At 70.0% G+C, this 23407-nt stretch carries 18 protein-coding genes; 3 read left to right on the top strand and 15 right to left on the bottom strand.

Annotation, left to right across the window (positions count from 1 at the left end; genetic code table 11):
- Window positions 1-27: 27 nt before the first annotated feature.
- The 8 genes from ACFYXK_RS18810 to ACFYXK_RS18775 form a co-directional block, all read right to left on the bottom strand.
- Window positions 28-1659: an ABC transporter substrate-binding protein gene (locus tag ACFYXK_RS18810; RefSeq protein WP_389412088.1), complete on the bottom strand. Its 1632-nt coding sequence runs from the start codon at window positions 1657-1659 to the stop codon at window positions 28-30.
- Window positions 1660-1765: 106 nt separating this feature from the next.
- On the bottom strand, window positions 1766-2737 hold the full coding sequence (locus ACFYXK_RS18805; RefSeq protein WP_389412087.1) for a GNAT family N-acetyltransferase: 972 nt from the start codon (window positions 2735-2737) through the stop codon (window positions 1766-1768).
- 152 nt (window positions 2738-2889) lie between these two features.
- Entirely contained in the window at window positions 2890-3942 is a 1053-nt protein-coding gene (locus ACFYXK_RS18800; RefSeq protein WP_383504885.1) for an ABC transporter ATP-binding protein, read from the bottom strand.
- A complete protein-coding gene (locus ACFYXK_RS18795; RefSeq protein WP_383504888.1) occupies window positions 3935-4990 on the bottom strand; it encodes an ABC transporter ATP-binding protein in 1056 nt (351 codons plus the stop codon). Before ACFYXK_RS18795 ends, ACFYXK_RS18800 begins: the two co-directional genes overlap by 8 nt.
- A 13-nt stretch (window positions 4991-5003) precedes the next feature.
- On the bottom strand, window positions 5004-5960 hold the full coding sequence (locus ACFYXK_RS18790; protein ID WP_389412086.1) for an ABC transporter permease: 957 nt from the start codon (window positions 5958-5960) through the stop codon (window positions 5004-5006).
- Entirely contained in the window at window positions 5953-6900 is a 948-nt protein-coding gene (locus tag ACFYXK_RS18785) for an ABC transporter permease (RefSeq protein WP_383504895.1), read from the bottom strand. The genes ACFYXK_RS18790 and ACFYXK_RS18785 overlap by 8 nt, the downstream gene beginning before the upstream one ends.
- 94 nt (window positions 6901-6994) lie before the next feature.
- The gene (locus ACFYXK_RS18780) at window positions 6995-8620 is read right to left on the bottom strand and encodes an ABC transporter substrate-binding protein (protein WP_389412085.1); all 1626 of its coding nucleotides are present in this window, start codon (window positions 8618-8620) and stop codon (window positions 6995-6997) included.
- Between the two features lie 361 nt (window positions 8621-8981).
- On the bottom strand, window positions 8982-12296 hold the full coding sequence (locus ACFYXK_RS18775) for a BTAD domain-containing putative transcriptional regulator (protein ID WP_389412084.1): 3315 nt from the start codon (window positions 12294-12296) through the stop codon (window positions 8982-8984).
- Between the two features lie 121 nt (window positions 12297-12417).
- On the opposite strand from ACFYXK_RS18775, the gene ACFYXK_RS18770 reads away from it, so the two are divergent.
- A complete protein-coding gene (locus ACFYXK_RS18770; protein WP_389412083.1) occupies window positions 12418-13110 on the top strand; it encodes a LuxR C-terminal-related transcriptional regulator in 693 nt (230 codons plus the stop codon).
- Window positions 13111-13139: 29 nt separating this feature from the next.
- Here the strand turns inward: ACFYXK_RS18770 and ACFYXK_RS18765 are convergent, their stop codons facing one another.
- The 7 genes from ACFYXK_RS18765 to ACFYXK_RS18735 all read right to left on the bottom strand — a co-directional run bounded on the left by ACFYXK_RS18765 (window position 13140) and on the right by ACFYXK_RS18735 (window position 21889).
- Window positions 13140-14582, bottom strand: a complete 1443-nt coding sequence (locus tag ACFYXK_RS18765) for an ABC transporter ATP-binding protein (protein ID WP_389412082.1) — start codon at window positions 14580-14582, stop codon at window positions 13140-13142.
- Complete coding sequence (locus ACFYXK_RS18760; protein WP_389412081.1) at window positions 14579-14920, bottom strand: hypothetical protein; 342 nt, start codon at window positions 14918-14920, stop codon at window positions 14579-14581. Before ACFYXK_RS18760 ends, ACFYXK_RS18765 begins: the two co-directional genes overlap by 4 nt.
- Before the next feature lie 73 nt (window positions 14921-14993).
- Window positions 14994-15170: an FDLD family class I lanthipeptide gene (locus ACFYXK_RS18755; protein ID WP_389412080.1), complete on the bottom strand. Its 177-nt coding sequence runs from the start codon at window positions 15168-15170 to the stop codon at window positions 14994-14996.
- Window positions 15171-15296: 126 nt separating this feature from the next.
- Window positions 15297-16772, bottom strand: coding sequence for a PqqD family protein (locus ACFYXK_RS18750; protein WP_389412079.1), 1476 nt, complete (start codon window positions 16770-16772; stop codon window positions 15297-15299).
- Between the two features lie 84 nt (window positions 16773-16856).
- A complete protein-coding gene (locus ACFYXK_RS18745; RefSeq protein WP_389412078.1) occupies window positions 16857-16994 on the bottom strand; it encodes a hypothetical protein in 138 nt (45 codons plus the stop codon).
- Window positions 16995-17199: 205 nt separating this feature from the next.
- Entirely contained in the window at window positions 17200-19104 is a 1905-nt protein-coding gene (typA, locus tag ACFYXK_RS18740) for a translational GTPase TypA (RefSeq protein ID WP_389412077.1), read from the bottom strand.
- Between the two features lie 328 nt (window positions 19105-19432).
- Window positions 19433-21889, bottom strand: coding sequence for an ABC transporter family substrate-binding protein (locus tag ACFYXK_RS18735; protein WP_389412076.1), 2457 nt, complete (start codon window positions 21887-21889; stop codon window positions 19433-19435).
- 349 nt (window positions 21890-22238) lie between these two features.
- Here ACFYXK_RS18735 and ACFYXK_RS18730 point away from each other — a divergent pair, with 349 nt between their 5' ends.
- Both ACFYXK_RS18730 and ACFYXK_RS18725 read left to right on the top strand, forming a co-directional pair.
- Complete coding sequence (locus ACFYXK_RS18730) at window positions 22239-22469, top strand: hypothetical protein (protein WP_389412075.1); 231 nt, start codon at window positions 22239-22241, stop codon at window positions 22467-22469.
- Window positions 22470-22585: 116 nt separating this feature from the next.
- Window positions 22586-23407, top strand: a complete 822-nt coding sequence (locus ACFYXK_RS18725) for a hypothetical protein (RefSeq protein WP_389412074.1) — start codon at window positions 22586-22588, stop codon at window positions 23405-23407.

Below are 23407 nucleotides of genomic sequence, written 5' to 3'. Positions count from 1 at the left end.
CTGCTCCAGGATCGATCCGACGGAGGGTCAGCTGACCTTGATCTCGTTGTAGACGGGGACGCTGAACTGGTTGAGCGCCACGTCGGTGAGCCGCTCGGCGTAGCCGGCGCTGCCGTTCTGGTACCAGAGCGGGATGGACGGCATCTGCGCGGCGAGGATCTTCTCGGAGTCCTGGAACTTCGCGATGGCCTTGGCCGCGTCGCTCTCCTGGTTGGCCTCGTCGACGAGCTTGTCGAACTCCGGGTTGCTGAACTTCCCGTAGTTGGAGGAGGCGCCGGTGTAGTAGAGCGGCTGGAGGAAGTTCTGGATCAGCGGGTAGTCGGCCTGCCAGCCGGAGCGGAAGGGGCCGGTCAGCTTGAAGGAGCTCTGCTGGTTGCGGAAGTCGGCGAAGGTGCCGATGGGGTTGACCGTGCAGACCGGTCCCTCGCCGAGCGCGTTGTTGATGCTGTTGCAGACGGCGTCCATCCAGTCGCGGTGCGAGCCGGTGTCCACGTTGGACGTCAGCGTGACCTTGCCGCCGGGGAGCCCCCCGGCGTCCTGGATGAGCTTCTTGGCCGCGGCCGGGTCGTACTTGCAGGCGTCGCCGCAGAGCGTGGCGTTGAAGCCGCCCTTCTCGCCGAGGGCCGGGGAGGTCCAGTCCTTGGCCGGGGTGCGGGTCTCGCGGAAGATCTGCTTGGTGATCTCGTCGCGGTTGATCGCCATGGAGATGCCGCGGCGGACGTTCTCCATGCCCTCCTTGTTCCACTGCGGGTCGTACAGCGGGAAGGTGAGGGTCTGGATGATGAGGGCCGGCTGGTTGATGTACCGGTCGCCGAGGTCGTTCTTGACGTTCTTCAGCTGCTGCGCGGGGACGTCGTCGACGAGGTCGAGGTTGCCGGAGATCAGGTCCGTGTAGGCGGTGTTGTTGTCGGTGTAGACCTTCAGGTCGACTCCGCCGTTCTGCGCCTTGTCGTCGCCCGGGTAGCCGGCCCAGGCGCGCAGCTTCATGCCGGTGCCCTTGGTGTACGAGTCCACCGTGTACGGGCCGTTGCCGATCGGCTTGTTCAGCCAGCCGGCGTGGTCGGTGAAGAAGGCCTTGGGCAGCGGGGAGAAGGCCTGGTAGCCGAGGGTCTCGGGCCACGTGGAGAACTTGTTCTTCAGGGCGACCGTGAACGTCTTGGGGTCCTTGACCACCAGCCCTGACATCGTCTTGGCCTTGGGCTCGCCGGACGCCGGGTGGACGTCGTCGTAGCCGACGATGTCGGAGAAGAACGGCGCGTTGTTCTGCTTGTTGCGCACGTCCGCGCCGTAGTTCCAGGCGTCCACGAAGGACTGCGCGGTGACCGGCTCGTCGTTGCTGAACTTCCAGCCGTCCTTCAGCGTGACGGTGAAGTGCTGGCTGTCGGTGGTCTCGATCTTCTCGGCGAGCATGTTGTCGGCCTGGCCGGTCTTCGGGTCGTACCGCTTGAGGCCCCGGAAGAGCATGTCGAGGACCTTGCCGCCCTGCACCTCGTTGGTGTTGGCGGGCTCCAGCGGGTTCTGCGGGTCACCCCACGAGGAGCTGACGATTCCGGTGTCGCCGCCGCCTCCACCGCCGCTGTCGCCGCCGCCGCAGGCCGTCGCCGCGAGGGCGACGGCCACCGCACATGCGGCCCACTTGGCGTGGGTGGCTCCGCGCATGGAGTGCCTCCTATGGCTCCCAAGACTCACTTGGGGCCCATGTCACCCTATGTGGGAGCCCGAGCACTCACGGTTGGGCCGATTGCACCCTCGCGTCTCCCGCCTGTCACCCCTGCGGGTGCAAAGGCAGCTCCCACGTGTCGACGGCGTAGTGCAGGCCCATGCCGTGCGCCTCGTAGAGCGCGAGGGCGCCGGTCTCGTTGTGGACGTCCACGCCGAGGCCGACGGTGTCCCGGCCGCGGGCCGCGTAGGCGGCGAAGCCGTGGCGGAGCAGGAAGCCGCCGATGCCGCGGCCGCGCAGGTCCGCGCGGACGCCGATGTGGCTGAGCCAGCCCATGCCGGTGCGGTCGTCGCGGGTCAGCAGGACGCCGACGTCGCCCTCGCCGGCCAGGCTCGCGATCCAGACCAGCGACCAGTCGAGCCGGCGGGCGCCGAGGTGGTCGAGCCACGCCTCGTACGGGCGCTCCACATGGCCGAAGTGGGCCGCGAAGGTCTCCTCCACCAGGGCGTGGGCCCGGCGGCGGTCGGCCTCGTCGGCGGCGCAGTCGCGCAGGGCGAGCCCCTCGGGCGGGGCGGGGGCGTGCCCCGCTTCCCCGAGACCGCCCAGGGCGCGGGTCATCACGTGGTGGCGGCGCACGGTGCGGTAGCCGCGGCCGGGCAGCAGATCGGCGTCGAGCGTGGGCTTCACGTTGAGCTGGAGCCGCAGGACGGCCTCCTGCGCACCGGCGGCGAGCTCGCGGGCCCGGGCCTCCAGCAACTCCAGCAGCCGGACGGCGGCCTCGCGGTGGCCGGGCAGGACGTAGTGGTCCGCGTCGACCCGGCCGGGTCCGGAGTCGGTCCACACCAGGGCGTACGCGACGAGCCGGCCGCCCTCGAAGGCCAGCCAGGAGTCCTTCGCGAGGTCGACGTCGGGGTGGTGGAGATCGGCCTCGACGGCCTCGATGTCGGTCTCCGGTCTGCCGATCTCCAAGACGTCGACGGCGTTGAGCAGGGCGCAGATGTCGGACGCGTCCCCGGGCCCTGCGGGCCGTACGGCCCGCATGCGCCGGCCTCGGCGGTCGTACGGTGTCTCGGCCATCCGGACACTGTCCCCTCGGCCACGGCGGGGCCGCAACTCCCTTTCGGTGCGCCGCCGTACGCGACGACGCGGGTGCAGGGGCGCACACGCGAGGGCGCCCGGGCCGGAGGAATCCGGTCCGGGCGCCCTTGCGTGCGTACGGCGGTGCGGGATCAGACGGCCAGGATGGCCTTCTCCTCCGCGAAGTGGCACGCCGACTCGTGCGCGGCCGGGGTGTTCACACCCTGGAAGCGCGTCGGGATCGCCAGCAGCGGCTCCTCCGTGGCGCAGCGGTCCTCGGCCTTCCAGCAGCGGGTGCGGAAGCGGCAGCCCGAGGGCGGGTTGGCCGGGGAGGGGACGTCACCGGTGAGGATGATCCGCTCGCGGCCCTCGCGGGCCTGCGGGTCGGGAACCGGGACGGCCGACAGCAGGGCCTGGGTGTACGGGTGCGTCGGGTGGTCGTAGATCTGGGTGTCGGTGCCGATCTCGGCCATCTTGCCCAGGTACATGACGCCGACGCGGTCCGAGATGTGCCGGACGATCGACAGGTCGTGCGCGATGAAGACGTAGGACAGGTCGAACTCGTCCTGGAGCTTCTCCATCAGGTTGATGACCTGCGCCTGCACCGACACGTCGAGCGCGGAGACCGGCTCGTCGCAGATGATGATCTCCGGGTTGAGCGCGAGGCCGCGGGCGATGCCGATGCGCTGGCGCTGGCCGCCGGAGAACTGGTGCGGGTAGCGGTTGATGTACTCCGGGTTGAGGCCCACGACGTCCAGGAGTTCCTGGACCTTGCGGCGCCGGTCGCCCTTCGGGGCCACCTCGGGGTGGATGTCGAAGGGTTCCCCGATGATGTCGCCGACCGTCATGCGCGGGTTCAGCGAGGTGTACGGGTCCTGGAACACCATCTGGATGTTGCGGCGGACGGCCTTGAGGGCCTTGCCGGACAGCTTGGTGATGTCCTGGCCCTTGTAGAAGACCTCGCCGGCGGTGGCCTTCTCCAGGCTCATCAGCAGCTTGGCGACGGTGGACTTGCCACAGCCGGACTCACCGACGATGCCGAGGGTCTCGCCCCGGTACAGGTCGAAGGAGACCCCGTCGACCGCCTTGACCGCGCCGACCTGCTTCTTGAACAGGATGCCCTGGGTCAGCGGGAAGTGCTTGACCAGGTTGCGGACCTGGAGGATCGGCTCTCGCTCGGTGGCGTTCTTGGTGAGCTCAGCCATGGATCTGCTCCTTCCAGAAGTGGCACGCGCTGCCGCGGCCGGGCAGCTCGGTGCCGTCCTGCTCGGTCACCGGGTGCAGGACCGGCACGTCGGTGCGGCAGATGTCCTGCGCCTTGGGGCAGCGCGGGTTGAAGGCGCAGCCCGACGGGATGTTCAGCAGGTTGGGCGGCAGGCCCTTGATCGCGTAGAGCTCCTGGCCCTTCTGGTCCAGGCGCGGGATCGAGTCGAGCAGACCGCGGGTGTACGGGTGCGCGGGGCGGCTGTAGATCTCGTGGACCGGGGCGGTCTCGACGATCCGGCCGCCGTACATGACGGCGATCTTGTCCGCGACGTCGGCGACGACGCCGAGGTCGTGGGTGATCAGGATCAGGCCCATGTTCATCTCGCGCTGGAGCTCCGCGAGCAGGTCCATGACCTGGGCCTGGACCGTCACGTCGAGAGCCGTGGTCGGCTCGTCGGCGATGATCAGGTCCGGCTCGAGGGCCATCGCCATGGCGATCATGATGCGCTGGCGCATGCCGCCGGAGAACTGGTGCGGGTAGTCGCCCACGCGCTCCTTGGCGGCGGGGATCTTCACGCGGTCCATGAGCTCGACGGCCTTGGCCGTGGCGTCCTTCTTGGACATCCCGCGGTGGACGCGGAACATCTCGCCGAGCTGGGCGCCGACGGTGTGCACCGGGTTCAGCGAGGACAGCGCGTCCTGGAAGATCATGGCGATCTTCGAACCGCGGATCTTGCGGTACTCCTCGGCCGGGAGCTTGAGCAGGTCCGTGCCCTGGAAGAGGATCTCACCGCCCGCGATCTTGCCGGGCGGCATGTCGAGGATGCCCATGATGGCCTGCGCCGTCACGGACTTGCCCGAGCCGGACTCGCCGAGGACCGCGAGGGTCTCGCCGGCGTTCACGGAGTACGAGACACCGTTGACGGCCTTGGCGACACCGTCGCGGGTGTGGAACTCGACGTGCAGGTCGCGCACTTCGAGCAGGGGGGTCCCCTCCGGCGCCGAGCGCGGCGCGGGGACGGTCGAGGTCTTGCTGATGTTGGTCAACGTACGCCCTTCCTCAGCGCAGCTTCGGGTCGAGGGCGTCGCGCACCGCGTCGCCGACCATGATGAACGCGAGCACGGTGACGCTCAGCGCGGCGGCCGGGAAGAGGAGCACGTGCGGGGCCTGCAGCCAGCGGACGGACGCGTCGCTGACCATGAGGCCCCAGGAGATCTCCGGGGGCTGGACACCGATGCCGAGGTACGACAGGGCCGCCTCGGCGGAGATGTACACACCCAGGCTGATCGCACCGACCACGATGACGGGGGCGATGGCGTTCGGCAGGATGTGCCGCATCGTGATGCGCAGGGTGCCGGCGCCGAGGGCGCGGGCGGCGACCACGTAGTCGTTGTTCTTGTTCTGCAGCACCGAGGACCGCATGATGCGGAAGATCTGCGGCCAGCCGAGGATCGCGAGCACCAGGGAGACCGTCCAGGCGTTGCCCGGCAGGGCGGACATGATCAGCATGCCGCCGAGCAGGAGCGGGATCGCGAAGAAGATCTCGGTGAAGCGGGACAGGAAGCTGTCCAGGATGCCGCCGGCCCAGCCGGCCAGCAGGCCGAGGGCACCGCCGACGACGACCACCAGCGTGGTGGTGACGATGCCGACGATCACCGAGTTGCGGGCCGCCCACACCGTACGGGTGTAGACGTCGCAGCCCTGGATGTCGTAGCCGAACCAGTGGTCCCCGCTCGGCTTCTTGAGCGAGTTCTGCAGCGTGCACGCGGTGTTGTCGAACGGACTGCCGTCGGTGAACCACTGCGGGAACGCGGAGATGACCAGCATGCAGACGACCAGGAACGCACCGATCAGGAAGACCGGATTGCGGCGCAGGTCGCTCAGGGCGTCGGACCAGAGGCTGGCCTCGCGGTCCTTCTTCCTCTTTCCGCCGGCCTTGACCCCGGCGCCGGCGGAGGGAGCTCCGGCGATCTGGGTGTCGGTCATCGAGTCCTCCACCGTAGTTGTGTCACGCATAGCGGATCCTCGGGTCGAGCACGGCGTAGAGCAGGTCCACGAGCAGGTTGCCGATCAGGTAGACGAAGACGAGGATCGTCACGCCGCCGACCACGACCGCACCCTGCTTGAGGTACACGGACTGGGCGAGCAGGCCGCCGACTCCGTGGATGTTGAAGATCCGCTCGGTGATGACCGCACCACCCATGAGGGAGCCGAGGTCGGCGCCCAGGAAGGTGATGATCGGGATGAGGGCGTTGCGCAGCGCGTGGTTCATGACGACGCGGCGGCGGGGCAGGCCCTTCGCCGTCGCGGTGCGGACGTAGTCCGCGCGCATCGTCTCCATCAGGCTGGTGCGCGTCAGGCGGGCCACGTACGCGAGGGACGTGGAGGCCAGGACGAACGCCGGCAGGAGGTAGGCGCGGATCCCGTCGTTCTCGTTGAAGGAGACGGGGAAGAAGTCGATGCCCCAGTTGTTCTTCATCTGCACGCCGAGCGTCAGCTGCAGCACGAAGCCGGTGACGAAGACGGGGATGGAGATGACCATCAGCGTGGAGATGAGCACCAGCTGGTCGAGGAACTTGCCACGGCGCAGGGCGGCCATGACACCGGCCAGCACGCCGACGACGGCCTCGATGGCGAAGGCCACGAGGGCCAGGTTCACCGTGTAGGGGAACGCCTCGGAGAACAGGTCGAGCACCTTGCGCCCGGTGAGGGTCTCACCGAGGTCGCCCTGGAACACACCGGTGATGTAGTTCCAGTACTGGAGCAGGAACGGGTCGTCGAGGTGGTACTTGGCGCGCAGCATCGCCGTGACGAGCGGGTCTGCCTTCTTCTCGCCGGCGAGCAGCTGGATCGGGTCAGCGCCCGGCATGGCGAACGTCAGCGCGTAGATCAGGAACGTGGCACCGATCAGTACAGGGATCGCCTGTATGAGTCGGCGGATGAGGTAGCGGCCCATCAGACCTCCAACAGAAGAACAGGGGGAAAGGGCGGGCAGACGGAAACCTGATTCCGCCTGCCCGCCCCCGGGATCCCCTTAGTGAAGAGGGGTGTTAGTTGAGCTCGACGTTCGCCAGGTCCATGCGGCCCTGGGCGTCGACCTCGACGTTCTTCACGGTCTTGGAGTAGGCCGAAGAAGACATGTACGTGAAGACCGGGATGTACGGCAGGTCCTTGATGATGATGTCATCGGCTTCCTGGTACAGCTTCAGCCCCTGCGCGGCGTCCGTGGCCTTGTCGGCCTCGGCGAGCTTCGCCTCGAACGCGTCGTTCTGGTAGTGGCCGTAGTTGGAGCCGTTCTCGATCGCGACCTTCGAGAAGATCGGACGGAGGTAGTTCTCCGCCGCCGGGTAGTCCATGGACCACGCCATGCGGAAGGCGCCCTTGTACTTCGAGGCACCCAGGTCGTCCAGCATGTCGCCGAACTTGGCGTACGGCTTGGCGGTGACCTCGATGCCGAGGTTCGCCTTCAGCTGGTTGCCGACAGCCTCGATCCACTCCTTGTGGCCGCCGTCGGCGTTGTAGCCGAGCTCGATCTTGTTGCCCGGAACACCGCCCGCCTGGGTGTAGAGCTCCTTGGCCTTGGTCGGGTTGTAGGTCCCGGCCTCGCCCAGCGCGCCCTTGCGGTAGCCCGGGATGATCGGGCTGATGAAGTCGTCGGCCGGCTTGCGGGTGCCGTTGAAGATGGTCTTGCCGATGGCGTCCCGGTCGATGGCCATGGAGATGGCCTTGCGGATCTCCACCTTGCCGAACGCCTCGGGGTTCTGCTCCAGCGGGAGACCGATGTAGCCGACGCCGGACTCGGGCTTGTAGATGTAGCGGTCGCCGAACTCCTGGGAGACGGTGGCCATCGCCGAGATCGGGAGCTTGTCGACGATCTGGATGGTGTCGGCGCGCAGGTCGTTGTACGCCGTGTCCAGGTTGTCGTAGATCTTGAAGGTGACGCCGTCGAGCTTGGCGCGACCCTCGGCCGGGTACTTGTCGTACTTCTTGATCTTGATCTGCTTGTTGTGCTCCCAGGCGCCGTCCATCTGGAACGGACCGTTGCCGATCGGGGCCTCGCCGAACTTCTTCGGGTCGGCCTCGAACGCCTTGGGCAGCGGGTAGAAGGCGTTGTAGCCCAGCATGGTCTTGAACTGGGAGAACGGGTCCTTCAGGGTGACGGTGAAGGTCTTCTCGTCGACGACCTTCAGGCCCTTGAGCTCCTTGGCCGTGGGCTTCTTGTCCTTGCCCGGCGCGAGCTCCTCGGAGCCCTCGATCTTCGAGAAGAACGGCAGGCCCTCGGCCGCGTTGTCCTGGTTGGCGCCCCAGTTCCAGGCACGGACGAAGGACGCGGCGTCGACCTTCTCACCGTTGTGGAAGGTGTAGCCGTCCTTGAGCTTGATCGTCCAGGTCTTCGAGTCCGTCGTGTCGATGGCCTCGGCGACCGCGAGCTTCGGCTCGTTGGTCTTGTTGTCGTACTTCACCAGGCCGGTGAAGAGCGAGTTGAGAACCTCGGCACCTTCGGACTCGGCGGTGTTCTGACCCACCAGGCCGTGCTGCGGCTCGCCGAGCACCACGGTGATGTTTCCGCCGGACTTGCCCCCGGCGTTCGAGTCCTTGCTGGTGCTGCATGCGGTGGCGGCCATCGCCACGATGACGGCACCCGCGACCCACTTGGCGCTCGTTGCTCCGCGCATGGGTAATTGCCTCCTCAGGAGTCACTGTCGATACGTGAAGGACCCGGTCCTCGCTGACACCCCTGACAGCGAAATCCGGCCCCATCGTGTGTGCTCGTGAGTCGACGCTCCCCACAGCGTGTGACCCATTGACCCGAGCTCAATGGAGCCATCCTCAGGGACCGCCAGACCGTAAACCACACTTAAGTGGTCTCGTTTTCACAACATCACCACCTGGCGAAAACCCGAAATCCGGACAAACGGATAGGAGACAGACACGTGCGAAACGGACGGTTGGCGCACCTTCCGGAGAGCGGTGCACGGTATCCGGACGCAAGAACGAGTCAATCCGGTTGACAAAAGCGAACGGGCCCCTGTGCGATCAACGGCCCATCAGGGCCCGGACCTCGTGCCGGCGGCCCGCGCCGAGGGACTCGTAGACCTCCAGGGCCTGGGCCCACGCCCCGAGGGTTCCGCCCTCGTCGCCCGCCTGCCGCAGGGCATGGCCGAGGGCCAGGAGGGCCTCGGCCCGCCCGATCGGATGCCCGGCCTGCGTCTGGATGCCGAGCGCCCGGCGAGCACGGCGCGCGGCCCTTTCGAACCCGCCCCGCGCCAGGTCCAGTTCCGCCAGCAGCACGAGGGACCGCGCCTCGAAGAGGCGGTACCCGCTCGCGGCGGCCAGGGCCCGGGCGCTCTGCGCGTGCTCCGCGGCCTCGCCGTGCCGGCCCAGTCGCAGGCTGCTCCCGGCCAGTCCGGTCAGGGCGCGCAGCTCCGGCGTGCGGGCGTCGCACCGGCGGGCCAGCTCGGCCGCCTGCCGGAAGTGCCGCAGGGCGACGTCGTGATTGCCCAGGCTTTGCGAGAGCAGGCCCCGGCCCGTGAGCAGGTAGGCCTCGGCGCGCGCCTCACCGGTCGCCAGCTCGAACCCCTGCTCGATGGAGTCCAGGGCTCCGGACCGGTCGCCCGACTGGATCAAGGTCATGGCCAGCCAGAACAGGGTGTAGGCGAGGTCGATCTGGTTTCCGAGACGCCGCTGGGTTGCGGCCGCCCGCCCGAGGGCCTCCCTGGCCCGCAGCGAGTGCCCGAGGTCACAGAGCGTCGCCCCGAGGTTGCGTTCGGCGATGGAGGCGGCCGTGTGGAAGCCCAGCTCCTCGCAGAGGGGCAGCGCCCTGGTCAGCCGCTCCTGGGCCTCGGCCAGCCGGCCCATCTCGTGCAGGATCGCCCCCACATTGCCCAGCGTGATGGCCTCGCCGGTCCGGAAACCGGCTCGTATGCACAGCTCGAAGGCCTGCTCACCATGGAGCAGGGCGTTGTTCAGATCGCCCACGTACCAGGTGGCGAGGCTGAGGCTGTTGTGGGTGGAGCTCTGGCCCTGCGTCGATCCGGTCGCGCGGTAGAGCTCCAGGGCCCGGCGGTCGTGGGACATGCTCCTGCCGTAGTCGCTCTGGTTCAGGTACGCGCTCGCCAGGCTGCGGTGGGCCGCCGCCTGGCCGGGCAGGTGACCGTCGGCCTCCGCCGCGGCGAGGCCCGCCTCGCCGACGGCGAGCCAGTCGACCGCGTACGCGCGCCGCATCATGTACGGGCGCAGGGTGTCGGCAAGGGTCCACGCGAGCTCCCGCGGGCCGTGTTCCGCGGCACGCTGGACCAGGGCCACCGCGTTCGCCCGTTCCGTGTCCATCCACTCCAGGGCTTCGCGGGTGCCGGTGAAGTCCTGGCCCTCGCCCGTGGCGTCCACCGGCAGGCGCACCGCTTCGGGCTGCAGCAGCCGGACGGCGCTGTCGGCGCTCCCCAGGTACCAGGAGTGCAGCCGGTCCAGGGCGGCGGCCCGCTCCTCCTCCGCGTCCTGTTCCCGGAGCCGCTCCACCGCGTAGGCGCGCAACAGGCCGTGGAAGGTGAACCGGCCCGGCGCGTGCTCTTCCAGCAGATGGGCCCGGGCCAGCTCGTCCACCAGCCGCGCGGCGCCGGGAAGGTCCTCGCCTGCGAGCGCCGCGGCGGCTCGCAGGGGGACGTCGCACCCGGGGACGAGTCCGAAGCGACGGAACATCCGGGCGGCGGCCGGCGGGAGCGCGACGTAGGAATTGTCGAACACGGCGCGGATGGCGGTGCCTTCGTCACCGGGTATCTGGAGCGCGCCCAGCCGGTCCCCGGTCAGCCGGGCCACCTGGTCGGCCAGCGAACGGGTCGGGTTGACGGCCAGGTCGGCCGCCGTGATCCCGACGGCGAGCGGCAGACAGGCGCACGCGGCGGTGAGGGCGGCGGCCGCCTCGGGTTCGGCCCGGACCCGGGCCTCACCGATGACGTTGACCAGGACGTCCTCGGCCTCGTCGGACTCCAGCACGCGCAGCGGCAACGGGACCGCGCCTTCCCGCGCGACCAGCCCGGCCAGCGAGTCCCGGCTGGTGACCAGGACCAGGCACTGCGAGCTGCCGGGGAACAGCGGGCGGACGTGATCGGCGCTGCGCGCGTTGTCCAGGACGACGAGGATCCGCTTGCCCGCGCAGAGGGACCGGTAGAGGGCTGCCGCCCCGTCCTCCTCGACCGGGACCTGCGCCGCGGGCACGCCCAGGGCCTGCAGGAAACCGCCGAGCGCGTCGATGGGCCGCAGCGGCCGGACCCCGTCGTGGCCGCGCAGGTTCACGTAGAGCTGTCCGTCCGGGAAGGCGTCCCGCCGGTGATGCCCCCAGTGCACGGCCAGGGTCGTCTTTCCCGCACCGCCCTGCCCTGTGATCAGGCCGATCCGGACCGCTCCCGAGGACGGGGCCCCGGTGGCGGGCAGCATCATGTCGAGCTGCCGCATCGCTTCGCGCCGCCCGGCGAACGCCGCGGTGGATCCGGGAAGCTGAGCGGGCAGGGCCGGCGCCGGTCCCGGTCCCGGTCCCGGCAGCACGCCGTCGGAGCGACGTTCGGCGGGCCCGCCCTGCTCGGCCCGCCGTGCCCGGGGTTCCAGGAGCACCGGGTCGTCGGCGAGGATGCGCCGGTGCAGCGCGATCAGTTCGGGGCCGGGCTCCAGCCCCAGGTCGCGGACGAGCTGGGCGCGCGCGTCGCGGTAGGCGGTGAGGGCCTCGCCCCGGCGGCCCGAGCGGTACAGGGCGAGCATCAGCTGGCCGTGCAGCCGCTCGCGCAGCGGGTGGCCGGCGATGGCGGACTGGACGTCGATGATGACGTCGGCGTGGCGGCCCAGCCGCAGGTCCGCCTGGACCCGGTTCTCTAAGGCGACCATCCGGGATTCGTTCAGCCGCGGCGCCTCGACCTGGGCCAGCTGCTCCGCGCGGCTGCCCGCCAGTGCCTCCCCGCGCCACAGCGCGAGCGCCGCCCTCAGCCGCGCCGACGCCGTGGCGTCGTCGCCGCGCTCCGCCGCCTCGGCTGCGCCGCGGGTCAGCTGCTCGAACTCCCGTAGATCCAGCACTCCCTGGTCGAGCAGGAGCACGTATCCCCCGGGCCGGGTCAGCAGGGCGCCCCGGTCCTCGCGGCCCCCTTGCAGGGCGTGGCGCAGCCGCTTGACGTAGTTCTGCAGGGTCGTGCGGGCCGTCGAGGGAGGCGTGCTGCCCCAGAGCCCGTCAATCAGCTCGTCGGCCGGAACCGGCCGGTCCGCCTTGAGCAGCAGCAGGGCGAGCAGATCACGCTCCTTGGGAGCCGTGATCGCCACGGACTCCCCGGCGCGCAGTACGTCCAGTGGCCCCAGAATCCGATAGTCGAACATCCGCCCCCTCCCCGTTGACGCTCGAGAGTACGGGAAGGTTCCGCGTAGCCCCGCTAGTCATCCGCTAGCGGGACTTTCGCATGCTGCCGTGACGTGACCGCGCCACACCGGAGTTGCATTCATGACCAAGACTGCGTCCGACCAGAACGCCCTTCGCGCCGCCACCCTTCGCGTCGCCGTCGTGGAGTGCCACCCGCTCCTGCGGGCCGGCATCCGTTCGGCACTCGACGGCACGGAGGGCATCGACATCGTCGCGGAGACCGGGGAAGCCGGCCGTGTCGTGCCCCTCGTCCGGAGCACCGCCCCCGACGTGGTCCTGATGGACCTGGACCTGCCCGGTTCCGCCTCCCTGGAGGTGTGCAGATCGCTGGTCCGCGACGCCGGGCTGACGGGAGTCCTCGGGATGACGCGGCACGGCGACGACGTCGGGCTGCTGCGTTCGGCCCTCGTGGCCGGGGTTCGCGGGTACGTGTCCAAGTCGGCGGGGACGCAGGAGGTGGTCAGCGCCGTGCACATGGTGGGCGACGGGTTCATGGTCGCCGGTGACGACGCGGCCCGGCTCGTCGCGGGTCTGCTGCGGTCGCCGGACCGGGCCGCGGGGCAGGATCCGCTGCCCATGCTGACCCGGCGCGAGCGCGAGATCCTCGACCTCGTGGGCCGCGGGTACGACAACCGCCGGATCGCCCGCGCCCTGACCCTGGCCGACAAGACGGTACGCAACCACGTCTCGGCCGTCTTCGGGAAGATCGGCGTCAACTGCCGGGCGCAGGCGGTGGTCTACGCCCGGGAGGCGGGGATGGGCATGAGGGGCTGACGGCGGTCCGGGGGCGCGGCGCAGGCCGGTCAGTGGTACCCGGCGGCCTGGAGGCCGAAGAGGGAGGCGTACATACCGTCGGCGTCCATGAGCTCCTCGTGCGAACCCTGTTCGAGGATCCGGCCGCCGTCGAGCACCACGATGTGGTCGGCGGTGCGGACGGCGGAGAAGCGGTGTGCGACCAGTAGCGAGGTGGTCCGGGTGCGGACGCTGCGCAGCACGTCGAAGACCTCTGCCTCCGCAGCGGCGTCGATGGCGGCCGTGGGCTCGTCGAGGATCATGATCGGGGCCTTGCGGACCACCGCCCGGGCCAGGGCCACCTTCTGCCACTGGCCGCCGGAGAGCTGGTGCCCGCCGGAGAACCAGCGGCCGAGCTGGGCGTCGAGACCGCGCGGGAGCCCGGCCAGGACTTCGCGGGCTCCGGCCGTCTCGGCGGCTTCCCGCAGCAGGTGGTCGTCGCCCAGGGCGGACACCTTGCCGAAGCCGATGTTCTCCCGGACGGGTGCCTCGTACTCCTGGTAGTCCTGGAAGATCACCCCGATGCTGTCCCTGAGCTCGTTCAGCGCGTAGTCCGTGAGCGGCCGTCCGTCGAGGAGGATGCTGCCGCCGGTCGGCTCGTAGAACCGGGTGGGGAGCTTGAGCAGGGTGGACTTGCCCGCGCCGTTCCTGCCGACGAGGGCCACGCAGGATCCGGCCGGCACGGTGAAGGAGACCCCGTCGAGGACGGGCGGCCCGGAATCGCCCGGGTAGCTGAAGGAGACGTCGCGGAACTCGATGCCGTGGCGCAGCACGGGCGGGAGGGGGAGCCCGCCCGGGTCGGCGGCCGGCTGCTCCTCCATGTCCATGAACGAGAACAGGTGCCCCAGGAAGAGGTTGTTCTCGTAGAGCTGCACACCGCTCGTGCACAGGCTCCGCACCGATGTCCGGATCAGGGCGATGCCGGCGATGTCCCCCGCGAGCGCGCCCACCTGGCCGGTGTCCAGGGCGGAACGCACCGACAGCAGGATCGCCGCCGCCGTGGTGCCCGCGCTGAGCAGGCCGAACAGGCGCGTCTCCTTGTACGTCCGGTCGTTGGTCAGCAGGTGCTCCAGACAGGTGAGCCGCCTGCGCCCCTCCGTCCGTGCGTGCTCCGCCGCGTGGGATCGCCGGCTGAAGTACAGGCCCACCAGCGCGGCGGGCACCGGCGCGAGGCAGACGGCCAGCGCCACCGGCACGCTCATCCTCAGCAGCACCGCGTGCGCCGTCCGCCGCCAGTGGTCACCGGATCCCGACCCTGCCTCCGAGGCCAGGCGCAGCAGCAGGGCCAGCCCGGCGTCCCCCGCGAGCAGCGAGCTCACCTGCCGGGGGCCGGGGGTGTTGGGGTCCTCGATCGACGCGGCCACGCGGTCGGCCACGTACCCGGGATCGGCGAGGCGCGAGGTGATCAGGTGTGCGGTGCGCCGCGCCTGCTCCGCAAGGGGTCCGTCGATCACTGTGCGCCCCGTCGCGGGTAGCCGAAGCTGTCGAGGAGGTGGCCGAACCTGCTCTCGAACCGCTCCACGTGAGCGGGCGAGAAGGTCTCCCGCCAGCGCCCGGTGCGGCCCTTGTTGAGGGTGAAGGAGTGCGGGTTGAAGAGCGAGTCGGCCACGGTCGCGGGATCGAGGAACTGCTCCGCCATGGCGAGCCGCTCGCGGAGGCTGAACGCCGGCCGGCCGCCCGACGGCGGTACGGGCTCACCGTAGACGCCGTAGCCGAGCCCGACGAGCAGCTCCTGAACGAGGTGAGTTCCGCACTTCCGAGGCGATATGACAAAAACTCGCTCGCTGGACATTCATGACCCCTTAGTGCCGGGAGGGCGACGGCCCGCCCTTGCGGGCGGGCCGTCGCCGATCCGCTTGCTCTTCCTACTTGCAGCTGATCGGCGGGGGGACGCAGTAGTCGCAGGTCCCCTTGCAGGAGTGCCAGTTGCTGAAGCCGCCCTCGGTGGCATCGAAGCCGGAGCTCACAGCGATGCGCACATCGAGGTCGAATTCATCGAAATCGAATTCCTGGACACTCGGCTCCATGACCATGACTGACATTGCTCTCTCCTCCGATAATCATTCGGCTGGCACGAGAGACATATTGGAACGATTCCTGTCCCGGCTTCCAGGTGCGGATGTCCCGAAAGTGTCCCCTGGCTGTCCTGGAATCAGCAATGAATTCGCTCAGGACAACAGGCCGGCGGCCGTGAGTTCCGCGATGCAGGAGTCGACGTGGGTGCGCGCCGAGTCGGAATCGACTCCTGCCCGCCGGCCGTATTCATCGCGTACCGAGCCCACGTCGCGGCCGTCGCACAGCGAATAGATCAGCCAGGAGCGCGCGTTGAGCCAGTGCATCGCGGCGCTGTCCGTGTTCACCAGGAGCAGCTCCCCCCGCTCGGGCAGCGGGCGGGCCATCGCGCACGTCGTACGGCGTACCACCGCGCTCTGCGGCACGGCGGGGGGCTGGGCCGGGGCCACGCCTGCCACCCCCGTGGGCGGCGTGACCCCGGAGTTCTCGTGCACCAGGTTCAGTGCGTCCAGGAGCCAGCGCATGAAACGGCGGCCGTCGGGCGTCAGGCGGTCCTGCGGGAGGTCGAGGACGTATCCGGCCAGGTAGCGGGCGCGGTCCAGGCTCGTCCCGTAGGTGCCGTTCCCGGCCGCCTCCGTGCCGGGGCTGACCTCGTCGACGACCTCCCCCGAGGGGGGATCGCCGAATTCCGCGCGGATGGTGTCGTCCGCGTGCCGGGCGGCCTCCTGGAACACCAGCATGTGGACGTAGAAGTGGAGCGCGACGAGCACCCTGACGACGCGCCACGGCGTGTGCCGCCACGGGATCGGCACGGACAGGTCCGCGTCCTGCAGGAGCGCGCCCGAGCGCAGCGCGTCGAAGAGCTTGAGGTGGACGCCCTCGTGCAGGAGGGTCTCGGCGGCCGTCCACGGGTCGGCGAGGCGCTCCGGGGCCATCAGGATGGCCGACGGGAGGGGGTCGCCGCCCGAGAGCGACTGCAGCGGGCCGTCGGCCGAGTCCCCCCGGGTGAAGCCCACGACGGAGACGTGCCGCAGCACGCTGGGCCCGACCTGCGGGAGCAGCCGCGTGAGCAGGTCGGCTCCCCTGCTCAGCTGCAGGCACATGTCCGGGGTCGGGATGACGGGGTCCGCCTTCGGCCCGCCCTCGATGCTGCCGTCGTAGAGCCGGCGCAGCCGGGCCGACAGCTCTCCCCGCACCCGGTCGACAGGACTCATCTCGGTCCACAGCCAGGCGGGCCCGTGCTCCGGCCACGGCCTGATGTGCGGGGTGGCCATCCGCTCGCACGGCCCCAGGTCGTCCGGTTCGAGTGGCAGGTGGGCGGCCAGTTCGGCCAGGCCGAGGGCGCCGGAGTGGCCGTTCTCCAGCTTGGCCATGTCGTCCTCGAACGCATTGCGCAGGACCGGGTCGCCGAGCAGCGGGAGCAGTTCCTCGCGGCTCAGCAGCGAGAGCCGGTGCAAGACCTCCGGGTGGCGGGCGTCCCTTTGCGCCAGCAGGCGCAGGCCGAGGACGAAGCGGGCCACATTGCGTTCAACGATGGCCCCGGAGTCTCCGAACCGGTCATCGGCGACCAGCAGCGCATCCGCGCGGTCGATGTTCTCTCGGGAGGAATGACGTGATGCTACAAGCGACATCGAATACACCGTCCGGTACTGGGTGCAGGAAAAAGGAACCGGGGGGTGCCCGGAACGTGGCACCCCCCGGTCTGGATTTGACGCTCAGGCAGCGGCGGGCGTGGCCCAGTAAGCGGGAACCCAGGCACGCTCTTCGGCGGAATCGCTGCCGATCTGCGGGACGCTCTCGTCCTTCAGCCGGCTCTGCGCGATGGCCGGGAATTCGATCTCAATCTGCGGCATCAGCCTCTCCTCTCGTTCGCTCCCTCTGGAGCGGACTTCACCAGGATGCTCGAATGCGGTCCTGGCCTTCATGAGGCGGCTGTCCCGCTGTTGTCCCGGAACCGGGAAACCGGGCGCGGGCACGGGCACGGGCACGGGCACGAAAAAGCCCGGCCCCGCACGGAAATCCGTGCGGGGCCGGGCTGTGAGCCGTACTGCGCAGGTGTTACTTGCCGGACTTGGCGCGCGACGCGGTGCGCGAGCGCTCCTTCTGGTCCAGGACGACCTTGCGGATGCGGACGGCCTCCGGGGTCACCTCGACGCACTCGTCGTCGCGGCAGAACTCCAGGGACTGCTCGAGGGAGAGCTTGCGCGGCGGAATCACGTTCTCCGTGTTGTCCGCCGAAGCCGCACGCATGTTGGTGAGCTTCTTCTCCTTCGTGATGTTCACGTCCATGTCGTCGGAGCGCGAGTTCTCGCCGACGATCATGCCCTCGTACACCTCGGTGCCGGGGTCGGTGAACAGGACGCCGCGCTCCTGCAGGTTGATCATCGCGAACGGCGTGACCGCACCGGCGCGGTCGGCGACCAGCGAGCCGTTGTTACGGGTGACCAGCTGGCCGAACCACGGCTCGTGGCCCTCGTGGATCGAGTGGGCGATACCCGTACCGCGGGTGTTGGTCAGGAACTCCGTGCGGAAGCCGATGAGGCCGCGCGACGGGACGACGAACTCCATGCGGACCCAGCCGGAGCCGTGGTTCGACATGTTGTCCATGCGGCCCTTGCGGACGCCCATGAGCTGCGTGACCGCACCCATGTGCTCCTCGGGCACGTCGATCGTCATGCGCTCGACCGGCTCGTGCACCTTGCCGTCGATCTCCTGCGTGACGACCTGCGGCTTGCCGATGGTCAGCTCGAAGCCCTCGCGGCGCATCTGCTCGACCAGGATGGCGAGCGCGAGCTCACCGCGGCCCTGGACCTCCCAGGCGTCCGGGCGCTCGGTGTCGAGCACGCGGAGGGAGACGTTACCGATCAGCTCGCGGTCCAGCCGGTCCTTGACCTGGCGGGCGGTGACCTTGCGGTCCTTGACCGCGGACTTCGCGTCCGCGCCCTTGCCCGTGCCGCCGCGGCCGACCAGCGGCGAGGTGTTCGTACCGATGGTCATGGAGATCGCCGGCTCGTCGACCGAGATCAGCGGCAGCGCGATCGGGTTCTCCGGGTCCGCCAGGGTCTCGCCGATCATGATGTCGGGGATACCGGCGACCGCGCAGATGTCACCCGGGCCCGCCACCTCGGCCGGCTTGCGGGTGAGCGCCTCGGTCATCATCAGCTCGGTGATGCGGACGTTCGACATGGTGCCGTCACGCTTGATCCACGCGACGGTCTGGCCCTTGCGCAGCTCGCCCTGCTCGACGCGGAGCAGCGCGATGCGGCCGAGGAAGTTGTCGGCGTCCAGGTTGGTGACGTGGGCCTGGAGGGGGGCCTCCTCGTCGTACACCGGGGCGGGGACGTGCTCCAGGATGGTGGAGAAGAACGGCTCCAGGCTGTCGCTGTCCGCGGGGACGGTGCCGTCCTCGGGCTTGGTCAGCGAGGCGATGCCGTCACGGCCGCAGGCGTAGACGATCGGGAACTCGATCTGCTCCTCGGTCGCGTCCAGGTCCAGGAAGAGGTCGTACGTCTCGTTGACGACGTCGTCGATCCGGGAGTCCGGGCGGTCCGTCTTGTTGATGCAGAGGATGACCGGCATCTTCGCCTGCAGGGCCTTGCGCAGGACGAAGCGGGTCTGGGGCAGCGGACCCTCGGAGGCGTCCACCAGCAGGACGACGGCGTCCACCATCGACAGACCGCGCTCGACCTCGCCACCGAAGTCGGCGTGGCCGGGGGTGTCGATGATGTTGATCGTGATCGGGGCCCCGCCGTCCTTGGGGTGATACTTCACCGCCGTGTTCTTGGCGAGGATCGTGATGCCCTTCTCACGCTCCAGGTCGTTCGAGTCCATCATGCGGTCGTCGAGGTGCTGGTGGGCGGCGAAGGCACCGGCCTGCTTGAGCATGGCATCGACGATGGTCGTCTTGCCATGGTCGACGTGGGCGACGATGGCGACGTTACGGATGTCGTGGCGCGTGGGCACTTCGGCGCTTCTCCCGGGATCGTGGATGGCGTCGCGTACGGTCCGGCACGCGCGCCTCGACCGGGCGGAAAACCTGCCACGGCCTTACCCCATCGTACGTCGCGTGGCGGGAACCGCTCGCCGGGGGGTCTGTCAAGAGGCCGGATGACTGAGAAGGGCCGGGTGTGGGGTGGGGTGTCCCGGCCTCGGGTCCTGCGGGATTGCTGCGGGTCAACAGGCGTGGTCAATGGGTATGACACGACCTTGCCCGCCGGAGATCCGGCGGGCAAGCGACTTGAGTCACATCTGAGCTTGTGAGCCGAAGCTCAATCTCTCTGGCCCCGTTTTGTCACTTCTTCTTCTCCTGGTTTTCCTTGGCGGCTTGAGCCTTCTTCCAGCCGATGTCCTGGAAACGGGGGGTGCCGAGGCCGAAGGCGCCGGCGTTGGCCAGGTTCGGCTTGGCGGCCACCAGCTCGGGGCGCTGGTACAGCGGGATGGAGCCGGCGGCGGCCCAGATCCGGGCGTCGGCCTTGCGCATCAGCTCGCGCGAGGCCTCCTCGTCGAGCTCGCCGAGCGCCTGGTCGAAGAGCTGGTCGATGTGGTCGGTGCCGACCCTTGTGTAGTTCTGTTCGACGAGGAGCGAGCCGTCGGCGGCCGGCTCCGGCTTGGCGAAGATGGGGCGGGCGTCGGTGGCCGGGTAGGCCGTCGCCGGCCACGAGTAGAGCGCCAGGTCGTACTGGCCCGAGGCGACGTGGTCCTTGAAGAAGCTCTCGTCGGCCACCTTCGTGAGCTCGGTGTGCACGCCGACCTTCTGGAGCATCTGGGCGATCCGCTCGCCGACCGTGCGCAGGGCCTCGGAGCCGGGTCCGGCCGGGAGGACGAAGCGCAGCGAGAGCGCCTTGCCGTCCTTGGCCAGCATGTTTCCGGAGTTGCGGCTCTGCTTGACCGGGGCCGGCGCCGGGCTGGGGCTGCTCCCGGCCCGGCCGGGCTCCGGGGCGGCGCCGTCGCGGGCCGGGCCGCTCTTGGCGTCGCCGGCGGCGTCCGCGGCGTCCGGGGCGTCCGCGGCGACCGCCGGGTCCGCCGGGCCGGAGGCCTCCGCGCCGAGGGCTTCGGCCTGGGCGAGGAGGGCCGCCCGCTGCTCGTCCGCGAGCGGGGCCGCGGCCAGTACCGGGGAAAGGCGCCCGCCCTGGGCGAAGAGGTCGTTCCCGGCGCCCTGGTCGCCCTGGTCGCGCCGGTCGCGCCGGTCGCCCTGCGCGAACGTTTCCGCGTCCGCCTTGATCGCGGACCTGACCGCCGGGAGCCCCCGCTCCAGGCTGTCGCCGTTGCGCTCGTCGGTCTCGCCCACGATGTACAGCCCGTCGTTCCCGGTGCCCGGACCCGACGGGGTCTTCGAGTCGTCCTGGCCGTCCTGCGCGTTCTCGGAGCCGGCCTTCGCGCCCACCGGCTCGGTGAGCTTGCCGCCCCGGCGCCAGCCCGCGTCCGCGAGCAGGGCCTCGGCCGCATGGATGTCCTTGCCGCCGAGCGCTTCGCTGTTGTCCGCGTACGCCCGCTGCCCGGCCAGCGCCACGTGGCTGCCGACCGGCTTCGCCGGCAGGCCCAGGGGCTTCAGTACGATCTCGGCCAATTCCTTGCGGTCCAGTGCCCGGGCCACCGCCCGCCGGACCCGCTCGTCGGCCAGCGGGCCGGAGGCCCCGTTCAGGGCGAGCTGCGTGTAGGCCGGCTCCAGGGACTTGCGGACCGTGAAGGTGCGCAGGGCCGACTGCTCGTCGGCGTACTTCTTCGCCGCGTCGGCGTTCTGCGCCCGGTTCTCCCGTTCCGTCGCCGCCTTGCCCTCGTCGGCGCCGTAGGCGATCGCCCACGACAGCGTGGCCTCGGCCGGGGTCACCGAGGCGCCCGGCCCGTGCGCCGGGGCCCCGCCCGAGCCCGGGGTGCCCGCCGCGTCCCGGGCGGCCAGCGCGATCCGGTCGGCTCCGGCACGGTCGATCTCCGCCAGGTCGACCTTGCCCGCGGCCAGCGCGGCCGGGCGCTGGGCCCGCGGCACGGCGGTCAGGACCAGCGTGTCCAGCTTGGCCGGCCGGCCCCACCAGCGGGCGTTGCGGGTCAGCGCCGCGGTGCCGGTCTTCTTGTCGATCGCCCCGAGGTTGAAGGGTCCGGCGGTGACCTTGAGGGTGCCGCGGGCGCCCTCGTTGAAGGCGTCCGGGGTACCGGTGACCTGCTTGGGGTAGAGCGGGGAGAACAGGGAGCGCCAGTCGGTGTACGGCTTGGCGAAGGTGACCTTGACCTCGAGGTCGGTCTTGCCGCGCTCGATCTTCTCGATCCGGTCGTATCCGGCGTTGCGGGCGGTCCAGTAGGCGGAGTCCTTGCCGCTCAGGGCCCGCCACTGCGCCACGAAGTCGGCGGCGCCGATCTCGCGCCCGTCGCTCCACACCGCCTGCTGGTTCAGCTTGTACAGGACGACCTGCTTGGGCTCGCGCTCGACGACCTCGGCCTTCTCCAGGTAGTCCGGGTTGGCCACCGGCCGGCCCTTGGCGTCCAGCGTGAACAGCTGGGGCAGCACCGCCCCGGCGATCCGGCTGGTGGTGGCGTCCGCATCGGCCTGGAAGGTGTTCAGGGTGTCCGGGAGGCCGTCCACGGCCCAGCGCAGCACCCCGCCGTCGGCGACCTTGTCGCGGGCCGTGGCCGCGATGTCCTGGCCGGCGGCCACGGGACCCCCTTCGTCGTCACCGGCGCCGCAGCCCGCGAGCAGCGGCAGTGCGAGGACTCCCGAGGTCAGGAGCGCCAAGGACCTGCGCCTTCTCTGGGACATGGGTGGTACCTCCGGGGCGGGGCGTGAAAGGGGCAGCTTGATCACGTTTGGCGGTATATGGAGCTGATCACACTGGGTGCCGCAACACACTGAAATCCACAGCCCGCCGCACCTCTCGCAGCAGACCCTCGCCACGCCGCGAACCCCACCCGTGCGGACCAATCCCACTTGCGTCACGGACGGGCGTTCCCTCGGAAGAGGGATCAAACTGGGGGCAGGGAGGGGCGCACAGATTGCGCCTGCGCGCCCGCAATCGCTGCACGTCCCTTCACAACGGGGGACGGGAGGCGCGACACTCGCAGGCGCACATGAGCGTTGCCACCGCAACCAGCGGAAGTGAGGGCAAGTCATGTCCCTGCAAGACGATTTGACCGCCGTACGGCGCAACCTGAACGAGCTGGTCCGCTCGGTCGACCGGCTGGAGCGAGACGTCAAGGACGCAGCCCGGCAGGCCCCGGACACCCCGCGGGCCGCACGCCAGGAGGGGATGGTCTCCGTTCCGGACGCCCCGTACGACAGCTCGCTGTGGAAGGACGTCGACGACGAGGGTCTCGGCGCCCGCGACCGCCGGGCACCCTGACCCTGGCGTACGCGGCCCCGCACCCCGCACCCGCCGGCACCCCGCACCCCACCAGGCCCAGCCGTCCGCGGCTGGGCCTGGTGGGTCATCCGTCATCACTCCACCCGGAGTCCCCCTTGGCCACAGGCACGGAACCACCCCGGCAGCTGACCGGCGTCCACGACGCCTCCCGGGCCGAGATCGCCGCCCGGCACCTGCGCACCGACCGGTGGTGGCTGGCCCCCGCCGTCACCGCGGCCGGACTGCTCGCCTTCATCGTCTACTCGACGTGGCGGGCCTTCGCCAACGCCGACTACTACGCGGCCCCGTACGTCTCCCCGTTCTACTCCCCGTGTCTCGCGGAGAACTGCCAGGAGATGCGCGGCGGCCCCAACCTGGACCTGTTCGGCAGCTGGTGGGGCCTGTCCCCCGCCCTGCTGATCCTGATCTTCCCGCTCGGCTTCCGGCTGACCTGCTACTACTACCGCAAGGCCTACTACCGGGGCTTCTGGGCCTCGCCGCCCGCCTGCGCCGTCGCCGAACCGCACGCGAAGTACACCGGCGAGACCCGCTTCCCGCTGATCCTCCAGAACATCCACCGGTACTTCTTCTACGCGGCGCTGCCCGTCGCCGGCATCCTCACGTACGACACGGTGCTGACCTTCCGCGACGAGCACTACGCGTGGGGCCACATGGGCCTCGGGACGCTGCTGTTCCTCGTCAACATCACGCTGATCTGGGCCTACACGCTGTCCTGCCACTCGTGCCGGCACATCATGGGCGGCCGCCTGCGGCACTTCTCCAAGCATCCGGTGCGCTACCGGCTGTGGGGCTGGGTCAGCCGGCTCAACACCCGCCACATGCAGCTCGCGTGGGCCTCGCTGATCAGCGTCGCCCTGTGCGACTTCTACGTGTACCTGCTGGCCAGCGGCGCCTTCAACGATCCGAGGTTCTTCTGA

This window comes from Streptomyces sp. NPDC002209, assembly GCF_042890265.1.
Taxonomy (GTDB): domain Bacteria; phylum Actinomycetota; class Actinomycetes; order Streptomycetales; family Streptomycetaceae; genus Streptomyces.
Note: the sequence above shows the minus strand (reverse complement) of the source record. Positions and strands in the feature narration are given on the sequence as shown.